A 16174-nucleotide genomic window follows, 5' to 3' on the forward strand; every position below is an offset into this window, starting at 1 on the left:
CTTACCGACAAAGCCTATTTTGTTAAACAAATGGATTCGGAAACCAACAAAATTATAGTTTCCAAATCAGCCCCACTTTCAACTTCAACACTTCTGCTTTCAGATTTTCACCTCACCCCTGCTTTATCATCCAACCAAAAATATCGGGTGGATATCCGGGTGCGTGGAATCGACAAAGTTCCCTCCCTGCCAGGGGCCATCACCATTTGTGAAAACGGGCTGAAAGTAGATTTCGATGAAGAGGCCTGGGCCATAACGCCCGGCCAAAGCATCGTTTTTTACATGAAAGACAAAGTCATTGGAGGAAGCATCATTAAATCCTGAATTCCAGAATATTTTTGGTTTTCGAAGTCACTTTATAGCGATCATCAATTCTGTGTCCAACCACCCAAACAACATCTTCACCCGACAAAAGCAGCCAAACCTTCTCCTTTTCAATTCGGGAAAGTTTCTCATCCACAAAGAAATCACTCAGTTTCTTGAACTGTACCATTCCCAAAGGACGAAACAGATCACCCCTCTCCCAATGACGAAGTTGAAGCGGAAAATCAACACAATCAGCATCAAGATGCACGCACCGGGGATCGCGTGAAAATATAAAACTCTCATCTATTTCGTATTGCTTTATTCTCACCTTCAGGGGCCCGGTCACTTCATCCTGACCATTTTCAATATAAATCACCTCCTCTTCATGGTCCTCAAGCGGAACCAAAATCAGATTGTACCTGTCCCTCACCAGCCTGTACCTATGTGAGAAAAACTGTTTGCCAGGGATTCCATCGAAACTCTCTATGATTTCGGAAATGGTTGCACCTTTAAAGCCATAAGGTCTTAAGATTTCAAAAAGAACCGACTCCCTTTGCGGGAGGTCATTGATTAACCTGATTGGGATCAACAGATGTTCTCCTTCGCGCGCCAATATCTGATCTTTAATTTCATCCACCCTGTTTTGAAAAACCTGCCACACATCATCAATGTTGGAGAAATTCCTCATCATTGTTGAAAAAAACGAAGGATTGAGCATTTCCATTACCGGCAATACATTGTGTCTTATATTGTTCCTCTGAAAAGCAGTATCAAAATTAGAGGTATCTGTTCTATACGGTATTCCGTTTTGATGACAATAAGTTTCAATCTCTTTTCGCCGAAAAGCAAGAAGGGGCCTGATTAATGCATTGTGACACTCACGCATCCCCCGAAGACCACGAACACCGGTGCCCCTTGCCAGGTTCAGAAAAAATGTTTCAATCATATCGTCACCATGATGCCCGGTGACAAGCCACAAAAAATTCTCCTTCTCAACCAGATGCCAAAACCATTGATATCTAAGGTTCCGTGCTGCCATCTCAATAGAAATTCCTTTTTTTTCAGCTTCTTCCCTGGTATTAAAATGTTTTACATGAAGAGGAATGTTTCTTCCCAGACAATAATCCACTACAAAACGTTCATCCTCATCTGATTCCTCATCCCGCAAATGAAAATTGCAGTGCGCTGCCGCACAGTTGTAGCCTAAAGTCGAAAGAGCATGCAGCAGGGTCATAGAATCAGCACCCCCACTCAGTGCAACCAGAATCCGATCTGATGGCATAACCTGATACTTCTCTAGTATTTTATCAACTCCTGAAGGAATCATACTCAACATTTTTATTAAAGAGTTTCCGCAGTCTTTCTGCTTTCAAAAGGCATTCTTCATATTCCTCATGCGGATTGCAAACATCCGTTATGGCACTACCAACTGTATAAGAAAGATGACCAGAATTCTGATTAAACAAAAAACTACGGATGACTACATTAAAATCGTAATCCAACTCGGGAGTAACATACCCGACTGCGCCAGAATAAAGACTTCGGCTCGACTTTTCATATTTTTCGATGAGTTCCATCGCCCTTATTTTTGGCGCCCCCGTCATGGACCCCATGGGGAAGCTGCATCTTACAGGATCTAACCAGTTGGCATCAGTGTGAATCTGGGCAGAGATGGTGGAGATCATCTGATAAACCCCCGGAAAAGGAAAAACAGAACAAAGGTCCTCCACTTTCACTGTTCCGCGTGCCGCTACACGTGACAAATCGTTACGGACCAAATCGGCAATCATAATGTTCTCGGCCCGTTCTTTATCTGAATCTGCCAGACTTTTCATTACCTGGTAATCATCATAAATATCTGAATTCCTGCGTGCTGTACCTTTCATGGGCTGAGAAATAAGCCGGGCACCTCTTTTTCTCAAGTAACGTTCAGGTGAAGCTCCCATCAGAAAAGCATCTTGATGACGCAGCAAAACGGCAAATGGCATTGGAGCCACCTCCAAAAGATCAGAAAAAACAAGAGCAGGATCAAGGCCAATATGTTTGGCGAAAAAGTCTATACAATAATTGATTTCATAAACATCCCCTTTTCGAATGTGCCATATCAATTTCTCAACCGTGCGCAGATATTCCGATTCTGAAACATTGGACTGAAAATTAACTTCAGGAAGTTCGGGATTTTCCGGCATTTCTTTTTGCCGAATTTTTTCGACAAACATTTCTGCATCCTTGTAGGTGTCACAATTGGTCTGATAGCCCACAGACCAGGTGTCATTTATTTTTCGGATCAAAAAACGTGGCTGAAAAAAACTAAATTTTTTAAATCCCACAGAATCCTGGTTCCCGGATGACAAGAAAGACTCAAAATCGTTTTTCAAATCATAAGAGAAGTACCCCAGCAACCAATCATCCAAAGATGCGGCAGAGGCAGATAATCCCGAAATATCCTCATCGAAAACATTCAGAGCTCCAAAACCGGCCAGAAGCTCAAACTCATGATATTGATGTGCATGACCGTTGTAAAATGGATACTTATCCGTCAACACCGCAACATGCTCATAATCACTAACCAACTGGTATAGTCGCTTTTCAAACCTGACTGAATATTCTCCGGGTGAAAAAGAAAACCATTTACGCATGGGTGCAAATTTAACCGTAAAATTCTCTATTCCAAAAGACAAAAAAAGAGACTACCCAAACGAGCAGCCTCTTTAAAAGCTATAATCCAAAAAATCAAATGGTAAAAAAAATCTTTCGGAAACAAGATTAAAATAATCCCTATTTTTTCCCTAAATAGTTTGCAATACCTTCCTGAGTGGCTTGAAGCGCTTCATCACCTTTGTGCCAGTTAGCCGGGCAAACCTCTCCGTTTTCTTCAAAGAATTGCAGAGCATCAACCATTCTCAACACTTCATCGACATTACGCCCCAGTGGCATATCATTTACAACCTGATGACGAACAACACCTTCCTTATCAATCAGGAAGAGACCACGATACGCCTGAGGATTGCCATTAAAAACAGCCTTGCCGGTTTCATCATAATCCCACTCACCGGCCAACACATCATAGTTTTCTGAAATAGTCATGGCACTGTCGGCCACTAAAGGAAACTTGACTCCTTTGATTCCGCCATCGTTTTTTTCAGTCTGTAACCACTTCCAGTGACTAAACTGCTGATCGGTTGACGCTCCTACCACGGCAACATTACGTTTTTCAAATTCTGCCAGTTTCTCCTGCATGGCAACAATTTCTGTTGGACATACAAAAGTAAAGTCGGCAGGATAAAAGAAAAACACAACATATTGTTTTCCTTCGTACTGTTTAAGTGAAAAATTTTCAACAATTTCCCCTCCGTTCACCACTGCCGGAGCTAAAAATTCAGGTGCTTTTTTTCCTACTAATACAGACATAGTTTAAGTTTTTATTTGTTTACAATTTAATTTATCAATATTCCGTTAAGCCCTTGCAAATATCTTATAATTAATTCATTACTAAGCCAGGCAAGCAAACCACAATTCACTCTTAATATAAACTTTGCGTCATTGCGTCTCTGCATTTAAGCTTTTTTATCGGACTATTGTTTCTCTATTATTTTATTTAACAAAGTTAAGAAAGAGAAGTTTACTCCAAATTAATTCGGTACTTTTTTACCCTATTAAATATTTATACCTTATCGACAGAACTTATAACGATAGTATCCTTGTCGAAAAGTTGAACGATGTAGCTCTATACTCTAAATCGAAACGGGAAGGGACGATTTTTATGTGACACCCTCCGGAGATCGATTCATTTGCCCAGCTCAATCACTTCCAGGTTCTTTATCTCCCCCTTATCAATGGCAAAACGAACAGCAGTTCTGACCTGATGAAAACCCGACTTACCAGCAGCTCCGGGATTAATGTGCAAGCAATTCAAATTCTTATCGAACATTACCTTCAGTATGTGACTATGTCCTGAAATAAACAACCCGGGAAGGTACTTAAATAAATCCTGCTTTATCCGGGGTGAGTATTTTCCCGGATAACCGCCAATATGTGTCATCCAGACTTTTAGTCCCTCACATTGAAACCGTTGATCTTCAGTAGTTCGATTGCGAATATTCCAATCATCAATATTACCGTAAACTGCACGATACGGCTTAAAGATTTCGAGGTCGTTAAGAACATCCTCGTTACCGATATCTCCGGCATGCCAGATTTCATCAACCCCTTTAAATAATTCAAAAAATCGTGGATCCAAAAATCCATGTGTATCAGATAGCAAACCTATTTTTATCACACCTATTAATTTTATTATCAACATTTTATCGGCACATCCGCAAAAAAATAACCATAAAAAAAAAAATTATACAAAAGTATAAAAAGCATTTAATAGTCTAATTTTTCTAAATCGGCTATGCCCTTTCAAGAAAAAATTCTTTAATTTGATATTTGGTAATGTATTACCGAATATCAAATTTTTTTCGGACATACATATGAAAAACAGTAGCAGAGATTAATAAAAATTCATTGATCGCTTAGAGAAACAATTTTAAAAAACAAAAAATCACCAATGGCAAAAGCAAAATTCTCAATTACCGGGAAAAATGAAAACCCCACAAAATTCGTTGCCAAAGCACGTAATTTTGAAATAGTTATTGATGAACCGGAAAATCTTGGAGGCACCAATGACGGCCCCAATCCGGTTGAATATATTTTAGCCGGATATGCCGGCTGTATTAATGTAATGGGACACATCATCGCTAAGGAACAGGGCATTGACCTCAAAGGACTGGAGATTAATCTGGATGGTGACCTTGATCCCGACAAATTGTTCGGCAAACCAACAGATGCAAGAGCCGGATATCAGGAAATCAGACTTCAGGTAAAGCCTGACACATCGGCAAGTCCCGAGCAACTGAAAAAATGGATTGATGAAGTGGAGGCTCGTTGTCCTGTAAATGACAACCTGACCAACACCACCCCTATTAAAGTTGAAGTGGTTTAAAGAACTGCAGGGCACACGGTAATACAATTCACCGTGTGCTCATTTTTCAGCTAATTAAGAACCTCCGGCCGGTTTAACTTAAACCTGATACGCAATACTCCTGCTTCATACGAGGTTGAAACGAAAACAAACTCTCCCACTTCAGAAGTATTTTTCACGTGAGCTCCAATACAGGGGCATACATCATAATCTCCGATGGTCACAATTCGGATTTCATCCTCAGCCTCTTCCGGTAATTTTTTCAGATTGTAATTCTTCTCAGCAACCTCCTTCGAAAGCCAATGCTCTTCAACAGGTAAATGCCGTTTCAACTGTTCGTTTACTTGTCTTTCAATGTTCTTCTCTTCATCGTGTGTAAGTGACCTGTCAAAAATATAATCGCATTTAGATTTTTTTCGCTCCAGATGACTACTGAAAGCTCTCTCTATTCCAAACACACGAACCATGGTCTGATTCAGAATATGCTCGGCTGTATGCATCTGTGGGTCGTACTTTTTCATGCTATCACCCCCGATCCGGTAAGTTCAGCATCTTGGTACCATGCAGCAAACTGGCCTGCAGTAATTCCCCGCTGTGCTTCATCGAAAACAATGAACATTCCGTTCTCTCTCTTAATCAGCACACCATCCTGTAGCGGTTGACGATACCGGATACGAACTTTCAGCCGCCGGGACTCTCCATCTTTCAAAGCCAGATCAGGACGAATCCAGTGAACTTCCTCATTATTGATCTTTAATACTTTTCGAAACAACCCCGGATGCTCCTTTCCCATTCCTACGAACACCTGATTGAAATCGACATTGATGCCAAGGACAAAAAGAGGTTCCTGAAAACCACCAATATCAAGACCTTTTCGCTGGCCAATAGTATAAAAATGTGCACCGTTATGTTCACCTATTCTCTCTCCATATCGCGGATGAAAGGGATAAGCAACTGAGAGCTCCTCAAGCACTTCATTGTCGGCCTCTTCATCTGCCTTTGCCCATTCCCGCTGAAAAAGCTCACAATCGGGGGGAATAATAAACACTCTACCCTTTTTTGCCTCAAGCTTTTGCTGCAGAAAAACAGGCAAATCAACCTTTCCTACAAAACAAATACCCTGAGAATCTTTTTTATGAGCAGTAATCAGTTTAAGTTCACCAGCCACTTTTCGCACCTCAGGTTTTACCATCTCCCCAATTGGGAAAAGTGCCTTGGACAACTGCTTCTGGTTGAGCTGGCAAAGGAAGTAACTTTGGTCTTTATTTCCATCAGATCCTGCAAGAAGCCTGTGCATCTCCCCGTTTTCGGTCTGAATGGTCTCTTTCCTGCAGTAGTGCCCGGTTGCCACGAATTCAGCACCCAATTCGAATGCTTTATCCATAAAAACATCAAACTTGATCTCCCTGTTGCAAAGCACATCCGGGTTTGGTGTACGTCCCTTTTCGTATTCCGAAAACATATAATCCACCACTCTGGCCCGGTATTCTTTGCTCAGATCAACAAAATGAAATGGAATATTCAGTTTACGGGCAACAGCCTCCGCATCGAATTTGTCATCAAGCCAGGGACAATCAGCTTCAAGCACCCCGGTGGTATCGTGCCAGTTCTTCATAAAAAGTCCAATGACTTCGTATCCCTGATCCTGCAAAACACGAGCCGCCACACTGGAGTCAACACCTCCCGAAAGACCAACTACTACACGCTTCTTTTGATTTATCATTCATCTTAATTTTGAACTGCAAATTTAATGGTTTTGTTCCGATTAACAGCACAAACAAAAAACGGGATCCTTTAGAAAAGAATCTCGTTTCAACCAATTGTAAACAAACAAAATCATTAATGGCTGCACTGGTTAGCCCCCACAACCAATTTATCAGAAACAAAATCATTAATCAGTTCTAACGGTTGTTTCTCCGAAACACCGATAACAGGTTGTACTCCAAACTGCACAAACAGATCAACCGCTTTTTGTCCGATTCCACCAACCAATACAACATTAACCCCTTCCTGACTTAACCAACGGGGAATTACCCCTGGTTCGTGCGGTGGAGGAGAAACCTCTTTGGTTTGTTTAATCTCTCCATCGACCACATCTGCAATAAAAAAAAACTGACAATGCCCAAAATGAGCACTCAAAAGTCCGTTAACAACTGGAATTGCGATTCTTTGTTCCATATTCTACTCTTAATTATTAAAAATCAAAAAAACAACCGGCCGAATTCAACCAAAACGCTATGAAATAAATGAAAAACGGCCGGCTGATATCAATCATTAAGCAAGCACTGAAATTCTTTTTTTTTCAGGAATTACCGCGGCCTTTCATTCCACTACCGCGTCCACGACCATTATTTCCCAATCCAGTCCGACGACCTAAACCACGCCGATCTTCATCATTGGTAAATCCGGGGTTGTTATTTCCACTGCAAAAACCTTTGCTTCTTCCGGTACGTGCTCCTTTTCCCACGGGTCCGGTTTTGTCTCCTCCTGGCATAATTTGTTTTTTAATGGTTAATTACTACTTCCACACAAAGTGAACAAATGTTCACTTAAAAAGCAAATTTTTTTGAAGTTTTATTCAAAAGAATGTATTAATTCCGGCAAGGAAAGTCTGGTAACTTTATTTTTTTCATTTAATGCAGTCATTACAAAAACAGCTTTTGCAGCGAGGTGGCGCTCGGAGGAATAAAGAGGTTCACTGAAAATTTGAACCTCCACTTCCAGCTTAACAGAACCCGCTTTTTTTACATTGGCAACCACTTCTACAATAGAATTCTCTTTTACCGGACAAATAAACTCCAGATTCTCAACTTTCGCAGTAAACATGCGCTGCCTGGTAGCTCGTGTAGCACAAATAAAAGTTACCTCATCCATCCACTTCATGAGTTCTCCACCAAAGAGGGTTTCATTGGCATTTAATGTACCCGGGAAAACAACCTTTGATTGTCGCGTTTCAGCTCCCCGAAAAAATTCCTGATGTGACATAAAACCAAATTTTGGACGCAAAAATAGTCAAAAAATTGAATCAAAGAACAATAGTTCACTACTACAACAATAGGATTCGATGAATTTCCATATATTTGCAAAACAAAAAATAAGCGAATGCCGAATCAACGACGCAACAGAAAAATTCAGTCACCACCGCTCATGGACGGTTTCAAGCCCTATGGGGTAAGAATGAAAAACCTGGAAAAAGTAATATTGCTTTTTGAAGAATATGAGGCCATCCGCTTAATCGACCATGAAAATTTGAACCAGGAAGAGGCCGCTGCGAAAATGGATGTTTCCAGACCTACATTTACGCGTATATACAAAAAAGCCCGAAAAACGATGGCCAAAGCGCTGGTAGAAGGCAAAGCATTGCTGATTGAAGGCGGAACCTATATATCAGAAAACTACTGGGTGCGTTGTGCCAAATGCTCCAAACTAACCACAGCTCCAAATCCGGTGAGTAATTGTCCCGACTGCCATTCCAATCAGGTTACAAATATTCATCATCCAAAATAAAAAAACCGGCCTCAGATGAAGCCGGTTTTTTTATTCTATAAAAGTCAATTTCTACTTCTTCTTTTCCCAGAGAGCTTCCATATCTTCCAAAGTTCTTCCTTTAGTTTCGGGAACAAACTTCCATACAAAAAGAAGCGACAATACACTCATAATACCATAAAAACTATAAGTCATTGCACCGCTGAATTCCATCATGGCCGGGTAGGTTGATGAAATCAGGTAATTGGCAGACCATTGAGCTGCAACAGCAATCGCCACGGCTTTACCCCGTATTCTGTTTGGAAATATTTCAGATATCAAAACCCAGGTAATAGGGCCCCAGGACATCATAAATGAAGCGGTATAAACAATCATAAATACCAAAGTGCTGATTCCAATAACATCAAAATAAGCCAGACCTGCAATGGCAAACATACCAATGGCCATACCTGAGGAACCCACAATTAACAACGGTTTCCGGCCCCACTTATCAACAGTGAAAATTGCAATTACTGTAAACACCACATTTACGAGCCCCATGATTACTGTTTGCATCATGGAAGCATCCTTCTCAGCCCCCATACTTTCAAATATCCGGGGAGCATAATACAACGCCACATTAATACCAACAAACTGCTGAAAAATGGAAAGCAATATTCCTACAAATATCACCGTACGTCCAAAAGAAAAAAGTTTTCCGGAATGGTGCTCCACACTGTTTTTAATATCCTTCATAATGGAACGGGCCATTTCTTTACCATTGATACGGCTTAGAATACTTAGGGCTTTATCATCCTGATGGTTTAAAGCAAGATATCGGGGCGTTTCGGGAACCAGAAAAAGCAGCAGTCCGAACAATCCGGCAGGTAATGTTTCTGAAAGGAACATTCTCCTCCATCCCACTTCATTAATCCACTCCAGAGTTTGCCCGTGGGAAATTCCCCAGTTCACAAAATAGACTACAAGCATTCCAAAAATAATGGCAAACTGATTAAGTGAAACGAGTGTTCCACGTATGTTGGCAGGAGCAACTTCTCCTATGTACATGGGACTAATAGCAGAAGCGAGACCTACGCCAATACCACCAAGTACCCGATAAAAATTGAACATCACCAGCAATCCGATGGTTGGTTCTCCAGCTTTAAAAAACAAAAATTCAGGATAACCGGAACCAAGTGCTGACAAAAAAAACAGAATGGCAGCCAACTGAAGTGATTTTTTCCGTCCAAAAGCTGAAGCAAGAATGCCGGAAATAAGTCCCCCTATAATACAACCAATCAATGCACTTGAAGTGGTAATTCCATGAACCAGGGTACTTAATCCCTGACTTTCGATCAGATAAGCTTGTACGGACTTCTCAGCACCTGAAATAACAGCTGTGTCATAACCAAAAAGCAATCCTCCCAGTGTGGCAACCAAGGTAATGGCTATGACATAAAACTTATTTTGTCCTTCCATGAAAATATTTTTTATACTTAGTTTATAAAATACACTACGAAACTACAATAATTTTCAATAACTAGATAATCTTAACAATTAATCTCACGGCAAAAAAGAAGCGACAACTGTAAAAAACAGCGTCGCCTCCCTTTATTATAGAAAAATCTGCGGCACGATTTAGATATACAGGTTAATCAACTGTTCGTAAAGCTCCTGCTTACCACTTGTCATTGCAGGTTCACCTGCATCAAGAGCAATCTTACGGAGGTCTTCCAAAGTCAACTTTCCATTTTCAAATTCTGACCCTTTACCACTATCAAAAGAAGAGTAGCGTGTTGCACGCATCTTTTTGTAATCAGAATCCGACAAAATTTTGTCAGCTGATTTCAAGGCACGGGCAAACACATCCATTGCAGCGATATGAGCAATGAAGAGGTCTTCGCGGTCGGTTGAGTTACGACGAAGCATGGCATCGAAGTTTACACCACCTGTCGGGAAACCACCTGTCTCAAGAATCACAAGCATTGCTTCAATGGTCTCATAAATATTGATTGGAAACTGGTCTGTATCCCAGCCGTTCTGATAGTCACCCCGGTTGGCATCAATGCTTCCGAGCATTCCGGCATTGGCAGCCATTTGCAACTCATGCTGGAATGTATGCTGAGCCAGAGTAGCATGGTTTACTTCAATATTCAGTTTGAAATCTTTGTCCAGACCATACTGACGAAGGAAGCCAATAACAGTTTCCGCATCAAAATCATACTGATGCTTGGTTGGCTCCATCGGCTTAGGCTCAATAAGGAAAGTCCCTTTGAAACCGTTCTTACGGCCATAATCACGAGCCAGCGTCAACAACTGAGCCAGATGATCTTTCTCACGCTTGGTATCAGTATTCAACAAAGACATATAACCTTCGCGACCACCCCAAAAAACATAGTTTTCTCCACCAAGAGCGATTGTTGCATCAATGGCATTTTTAATCTGAGTTCCGGCATGAGCCAAAACATCAAAATCAGGATTGGTTCCGGCACCATTCATGTAACGAGGATTGCTGAATACGTTGGCAGTACCCCACAACAACTTAATACCTGAAGCTTTTTGCTTTTCTTTGGCATATTCAATCATAGTCTGAAGGCGCTTTTCAATATCACCAACAGAACCATCTTCTACCACATCAATATCGTGAAAACACCAAAAAGGCATACCCAGTTTCGTCATGAATTCAAAAGCTGCATCCATACGATTCTTGTTGCGTTCTTCAACGCTTGAAGAAGCATCCCATGGGAATACGGTTGTACCACCACCAAACGGGTCACCACCGTCACCGGTCATTGCGTGCCAGTATGAAAGTGCAAATCTGAAATGCTCTTTCATTGTTTTTCCGGCAACTACCTCATCCTCATTATACCATTTGAAAGCCAAAGGTTTCTTAGAATCTTTACCTTCAAATTTAATTTTCCCTATCCCGGGGAAGTACTCTTGTTTTCCAATTAATACATCCATTGTGTTTTATTTTAATAGTTTATTCAAATGTTGTTTCCAATCTTGATAATGTTCTTTAATGGTCTCTTTATCCGGGTCTGGTGTAATAACCTCCAAACGTGTCAGATTTTCAAATGCTTCTTTAGGGCTGCTCCAGATGCCTGCACCAACAGCGGCTCCACGGGCAGCACCAAGCGAACCATCGGTATCATACAATTCAATAGTTGCGTCGGCAAGGTTAGAGAGTGTCTGACGGAACAGCGGACTCAGGAACATATTGGCTTTACCGGCGCGAATAACCTTCGTATCCACACCCATCTTAGCCATAATGTCCATACCATATTTAAAAGAAAAAGCAATTCCTTCCTGTCCGGCCCTGAGCAAGTGAGGTTGTTTATGAATATTAAAGTTCAATCCTTTAAGTACCGCGCCGGGGTTTACGTCCTCTAACACTCTTTCTGCACCATTTCCGAAAGGGAAGAAGCGCAAGCCTTCAGCACCCACAGGCGCTTGCATCGCCACTTCATTAATTTCAGGATAATCCAGTTCTTTAGCAGTATTCTGTCGCAACCAGGCATTCAAAATTCCGGTTCCATTGATACAGAGCAATATTCCAAGACGCCTTTGTTGAGCAGTATGATTAACATGGGCAAAAGTATTAACCCGGGATTTAGAATCGGGAGCCAACTGATCGCTTACTCCATAAACTACTCCTGATGTTCCGGCAGTAGCAGCTACTTCACCGGGTTCCAGCACGTTAAGAGAAAACGCATTATTGGGCTGATCCCCTGCCCTGTAAGAAACAGGAATACCCGCAGGCAACCCCAGTTCCGAGGCAACATCAGCTTTCAACTTTCCCTGGGGGGCAAACGTTCCCACTTGTTCAGGAATTAAATCTTCAGAAAAACCAAAATACTCAAGCAGTTCTTTGGAGATGTTATCAGTCTGGAAATCTACAAAAATACCTTCCGACAAACCCGAAAGCGTAGTATTCTTCTCGCCGGTAAGACGATAAGCAATATAATCACCCGGAAGCATAATCTTATCGATTCGCTCATAAACTTCGGGCTCATTCTCTTTTACCCACTTTAGTTTAGCGGCAGTAAAATTACCCGGCGAGTTGAGCAAATGGTTCAAGGACCAGTCTTCTCCAAGAGTTTTAAATGCTTCACGTCCATAAGAAACAGCCCGGCTGTCGCACCATATTATGGAAGGTCTGACCACACTTCCATCTTTATCAAGAGCTACCAGACCATGCATTTGGTAAGTAATTCCAATAGCTTTTATGTCAGCCACATTAACCTTGGCGGTATATAAAACTTCCTTAAGGGCATTTTTAATATTTGCCCACCAATCTTCCGGAGCCTGCTCTGCCCATTCCGGCTGCGGAACGGAAATAGCCATTTCTGTTTTAGGAAAAAAGGCAGATGCGGCACTCGTTCCTTTGTCAATATCCAGAAGACTTACCTTTACGGAGGAGCTTCCTATGTCAAACCCAAGTGTGTATTTCATTTTACTCTGTTCTGTTCTGGTTAGATACTATAATTATAATATTCAATTTCTAAATTCATTCCGTCTTTACTACAAGGATTCTCTGATACGTAACGTTGTAGGAATACAAAGCCTCATTGGTTCATCATTGGCGACAAACTCAGCAGCTTTCATACCCATTTCGGCAAAATTGGTAGATAAAACAGTAATCCCTTTATAGATAAATTTTTTCATCGGAGTTTCATTGTACGAAACAAAACCCACATCCTCTCCGGGCTCAAGATTTTTCTCCCGTGTTTGCTCCAAAAATCTACCCAAAATCCGGTCACTCACACTAATATAAGCAACCCCCTTCTTAATATCAAATAAATCACTGTTTTTTAGAACATCATATCTGATGTGGTGTTTTTTGCAGAATTTAATAAAATAAGTCACCGATTCATAGGGATGATTGGTGTATTCGGGATAGACGAACTGAAAATGGTTGTATTTCTTCATCAAATGAAGGGCTTTTTCAAATTCCTCAAAAAGAGGTCGGCCAAAATCCTGATATAGAACATTATTATCTTCTGATGAAAAGATATTCCAGTCTATCAGCAGCAGTTTTTCAGGAGGAATAAGCCCAAGCGCATCTTCCATGGAAGCATCATCAAAAGGCATAACAACATATTTAGCATATTTGCCAATGCTTTCCTCTATCTGCTTTTTAAAGACATCAGGTTTATAATGATGAAAATGAACATCAGCAATGACATTTTTCGGCAAATTTTTGAAAAATGAATCGTAGAGAACTTCTTTATAAGCCTTAAAAGTATCCAGAAATAAGAAAACCCTTCTGATTTCTTTTGCAATAAAATATCCCTTATTTGGAACACTCTCAATAACGCCCTGCTCCTTTAACAACGAATAAGCTTTAAAGACAGTGTCTCTGGAAAGATTATACTCCTTGCAAACCTGATTTACTGATGGTAAATGATCACCTATACTAAGTTTTTTTTCTGATATCGCATTATTTACAGATTCCACCAATTGACGAAATTTGGGAACATCTGAAGCGCTATCAATCAGATACTTAAACTCAATATTTTTATTATTTTCAGCCATTCTGTTCTGGTATGTAAACAGTGCAAATATAGTTTATTTATATGAACAACAATAAAATGTTCATTAAAAAAATTTCATCATACATAAGAACTAAACTTAAACAATTGTATTAGTGAAACTTAATATTAATATTTTTTTTTGACTATTTCTAATGGCTTATGCCTTTTGTGGTTAAAATTCATTAATTAAAGACAATACACAGTAATAAAACAAATAAAGAGACTACATTTGCAGCGATTTAATGGAAGGAAAGCGCCGACAGCTCTAACTTCCAACTGAAGTTTTGTCATTCCAATATTACTTTAAACGGTAAATAAAGCAGGAAACACAAATAACCTGCAATTCAGATAACAAAACAACAGAGACCGGACAACTTGATTTTAATCTGACCGTTCGGATATTTTAATACTTCACGTCAATTCAACCAAAAAAGATGGGCAGGTTGTGAAAACGTGAAACTCATTACTGGGAACACGTTTCTTTTTTGGTTGTACGCATTTCTGCAAATTCTATCAAAGAAACATTTTGGGATTTTAAGGTCACATTAGGATTACCTAATGGACAAGGATATACCTGATAACATTATACCGCAGGTATTATGGAGTTTATTATGTCATTTTCCAGCAAGACAACTATTTCGTGTCCATCTTATAAAATTTGCATCACTGAAACAGTGAGCTCTAATTTTTTTTTTATGATTACATTCAAAGAAACCGGGTTGAAGCCCGAAATTTTAAAATCCCTCGAAGCCATGGGATTTGAAACACCTACCCCTATTCAGGCAGAAACAATTCCATACATTCTGGAATCGACCAATGACCTGATTGCCCTGGCACAGACAGGCACTGGGAAAACAGCAGCTTTCGGACTTCCGGTTCTCAATAAAATAGAGACCAATAAAAAAGAAATTCAAAGCATTGTTCTTTGTCCTACACGGGAATTATGTCTTCAGATAACCGGCGACCTCAACCGATTTAGCAACAACTCTGACATTACTATTGTTCCGGTATATGGAGGAGAGCCTATTTACCGCCAACTTGGAGCACTCAGAAAAGGCTGCCACATGGTAGTCGGAACCCCGGGACGAGTCAATGACCTTATCAACAGGCAAAAGCTGGACCTTTCATCAGTCAGGTTCCTTATCTTGGACGAAGCAGATGAAATGCTGAAAATGGGATTTAAAGATGAGATGGATGCCATTCTTGCTCAAACTCCTGCCATGAAGCAGACATTGCTGTTCTCGGCAACCATGCCTCCTGATATTGCGTCAATGACAGGCAGATATATGAACACGCCTCACAAAATCAGCGTAACGAGCCAAAATAAGGTAGCAGAAAATATTGACCACAAATATATGGTCACATCGCCTCCTACCCTTTATCCGGCATTGCGCCGTTTTGCAGATATGCATCCCGATATTTACAGTATTGTATTTTGTCGCACACGCCAGGAGACTAAAGACATTGCCGACAAATTGATAGCCGACGGGTACAACGCAGACTCGCTGCATGGAGACCTGTCGCAAGGACAAAGAGACCTGGTAATGGGCCGTTTCCGCAAAAAACACCTTCAAATACTTGTAGCCACAGACGTTGCTGCACGAGGACTGGATGTTACCGAATTGACACACGTAATACATTATCATTTGCCTGACGATCCGGAGAATTACCTGCACCGAAGCGGAAGAACCGGCCGCGCAGGAAAATCAGGCATATCAATGGCCATTATCACTCCCGGCGAACAACGAAAAATCAAAATGCTTGAGAAACAAATAAGGACAACATTTACCCGTGAGATGATTCCACAGGGAAAAGATGTTTTCACACGCCGTTTGTCCAATTACCTGGATGTAATTTCCGATTTTGATGAACAAATGTTTCCTTCTTCTGAACTTGAGGA

General features: G+C 40.7%; 17 protein-coding genes. 4 read left to right on the forward strand and 13 right to left on the reverse strand.

Annotation, left to right across the window (positions count from 1 at the left end; genetic code table 11):
* Positions 1-324: aminomethyltransferase beta-barrel domain-containing protein (locus tag QZZ43_RS06425; RefSeq protein ID WP_367221322.1), on the forward strand; the 324-nt coding region annotated here is incomplete at its 5' end.
* On the opposite strand, the gene tilS is transcribed toward QZZ43_RS06425, so the two are convergent.
* The 4 genes from tilS to QZZ43_RS06445 all read right to left on the reverse strand — a co-directional run bounded on the left by tilS (position 314) and on the right by QZZ43_RS06445 (position 4585).
* The gene (gene tilS / locus QZZ43_RS06430; RefSeq protein WP_291857197.1) at positions 314-1633 is read right to left on the reverse strand and encodes a tRNA lysidine(34) synthetase TilS; all 1320 of its coding nucleotides are present in this window, start codon (positions 1631-1633) and stop codon (positions 314-316) included. The two genes, QZZ43_RS06425 and tilS, sit on opposite strands and share 11 nt — an antisense overlap.
* Positions 1614-2945, reverse strand: coding sequence for an anthranilate synthase component I family protein (locus QZZ43_RS06435; protein ID WP_291857199.1), 1332 nt, complete (start codon positions 2943-2945; stop codon positions 1614-1616). The genes tilS and QZZ43_RS06435 overlap by 20 nt, the downstream gene beginning before the upstream one ends.
* A gap of 139 nt (positions 2946-3084) precedes the next feature.
* Positions 3085-3717 (reverse strand): peroxiredoxin, encoded by a 633-nt coding sequence (locus QZZ43_RS06440; protein ID WP_291857201.1) that lies wholly within the window; start codon positions 3715-3717, stop codon positions 3085-3087.
* A 376-nt stretch (positions 3718-4093) separates the two neighbouring features.
* Positions 4094-4585 carry a metallophosphoesterase family protein gene (locus tag QZZ43_RS06445; protein WP_291857203.1) on the reverse strand — a complete coding sequence of 164 codons (492 nt, stop codon included), beginning with the start codon at positions 4583-4585 and terminating at the stop codon, positions 4094-4096.
* A gap of 273 nt (positions 4586-4858) precedes the next feature.
* On the opposite strand from QZZ43_RS06445, the gene QZZ43_RS06450 reads away from it, so the two are divergent.
* On the forward strand, positions 4859-5293 hold the full coding sequence (locus QZZ43_RS06450) for an OsmC family protein (protein ID WP_291857204.1): 435 nt from the start codon (positions 4859-4861) through the stop codon (positions 5291-5293).
* A gap of 50 nt (positions 5294-5343) precedes the next feature.
* Here QZZ43_RS06450 and QZZ43_RS06455 read toward each other — a convergent pair whose 3' ends face one another.
* From QZZ43_RS06455 to QZZ43_RS06475, 5 genes are all read right to left on the reverse strand, one after another.
* Positions 5344-5772, reverse strand: coding sequence for a hypothetical protein (locus QZZ43_RS06455; RefSeq protein ID WP_291857205.1), 429 nt, complete (start codon positions 5770-5772; stop codon positions 5344-5346).
* A 17-nt stretch (positions 5773-5789) separates the two neighbouring features.
* Positions 5790-6995 carry a tRNA 2-thiouridine(34) synthase MnmA gene (gene mnmA, locus QZZ43_RS06460; RefSeq protein WP_291857206.1) on the reverse strand — a complete coding sequence of 402 codons (1206 nt, stop codon included), beginning with the start codon at positions 6993-6995 and terminating at the stop codon, positions 5790-5792.
* A gap of 116 nt (positions 6996-7111) precedes the next feature.
* A complete protein-coding gene (locus QZZ43_RS06465) occupies positions 7112-7450 on the reverse strand; it encodes a NifB/NifX family molybdenum-iron cluster-binding protein (protein WP_291857208.1) in 339 nt (112 codons plus the stop codon).
* Between the two features lie 124 nt (positions 7451-7574).
* Positions 7575-7766, reverse strand: coding sequence for a DUF5320 domain-containing protein (locus QZZ43_RS06470; RefSeq protein WP_291857210.1), 192 nt, complete (start codon positions 7764-7766; stop codon positions 7575-7577).
* 80 nt (positions 7767-7846) lie between these two features.
* A complete protein-coding gene (locus QZZ43_RS06475) occupies positions 7847-8257 on the reverse strand; it encodes a hotdog domain-containing protein (protein WP_291857212.1) in 411 nt (136 codons plus the stop codon).
* A gap of 117 nt (positions 8258-8374) precedes the next feature.
* On the opposite strand from QZZ43_RS06475, the gene QZZ43_RS06480 reads away from it, so the two are divergent.
* Positions 8375-8779 (forward strand): DUF134 domain-containing protein, encoded by a 405-nt coding sequence (locus QZZ43_RS06480; RefSeq protein WP_291857214.1) that lies wholly within the window; start codon positions 8375-8377, stop codon positions 8777-8779.
* A gap of 51 nt (positions 8780-8830) precedes the next feature.
* Here QZZ43_RS06480 and xylE read toward each other — a convergent pair whose 3' ends face one another.
* The 4 genes from xylE to QZZ43_RS06500 all read right to left on the reverse strand — a co-directional run bounded on the left by xylE (position 8831) and on the right by QZZ43_RS06500 (position 14275).
* The gene (gene xylE, locus QZZ43_RS06485) at positions 8831-10216 is read right to left on the reverse strand and encodes a D-xylose transporter XylE (protein ID WP_291857216.1); all 1386 of its coding nucleotides are present in this window, start codon (positions 10214-10216) and stop codon (positions 8831-8833) included.
* 159 nt (positions 10217-10375) lie between these two features.
* Positions 10376-11701 carry a xylose isomerase gene (xylA, locus tag QZZ43_RS06490; RefSeq protein ID WP_291857217.1) on the reverse strand — a complete coding sequence of 442 codons (1326 nt, stop codon included), beginning with the start codon at positions 11699-11701 and terminating at the stop codon, positions 10376-10378.
* Positions 11702-11707: 6 nt separating this feature from the next.
* Positions 11708-13192, reverse strand: coding sequence for an FGGY family carbohydrate kinase (locus tag QZZ43_RS06495; protein ID WP_291857219.1), 1485 nt, complete (start codon positions 13190-13192; stop codon positions 11708-11710).
* 69 nt (positions 13193-13261) lie between these two features.
* Positions 13262-14275 (reverse strand): GntR family transcriptional regulator, encoded by a 1014-nt coding sequence (locus QZZ43_RS06500; protein ID WP_291857221.1) that lies wholly within the window; start codon positions 14273-14275, stop codon positions 13262-13264.
* A 694-nt stretch (positions 14276-14969) separates the two neighbouring features.
* Here QZZ43_RS06500 and QZZ43_RS06505 point away from each other — a divergent pair.
* A partial coding sequence (locus QZZ43_RS06505; RefSeq protein WP_291857223.1) for a DEAD/DEAH box helicase occupies positions 14970-16174 on the forward strand: 1205 nt, incomplete at its 3' end.

The organism is Marinilabilia sp. (genome assembly GCF_016278715.1).
GTDB lineage: Bacteria > Bacteroidota > Bacteroidia > Bacteroidales > Marinilabiliaceae > Marinilabilia.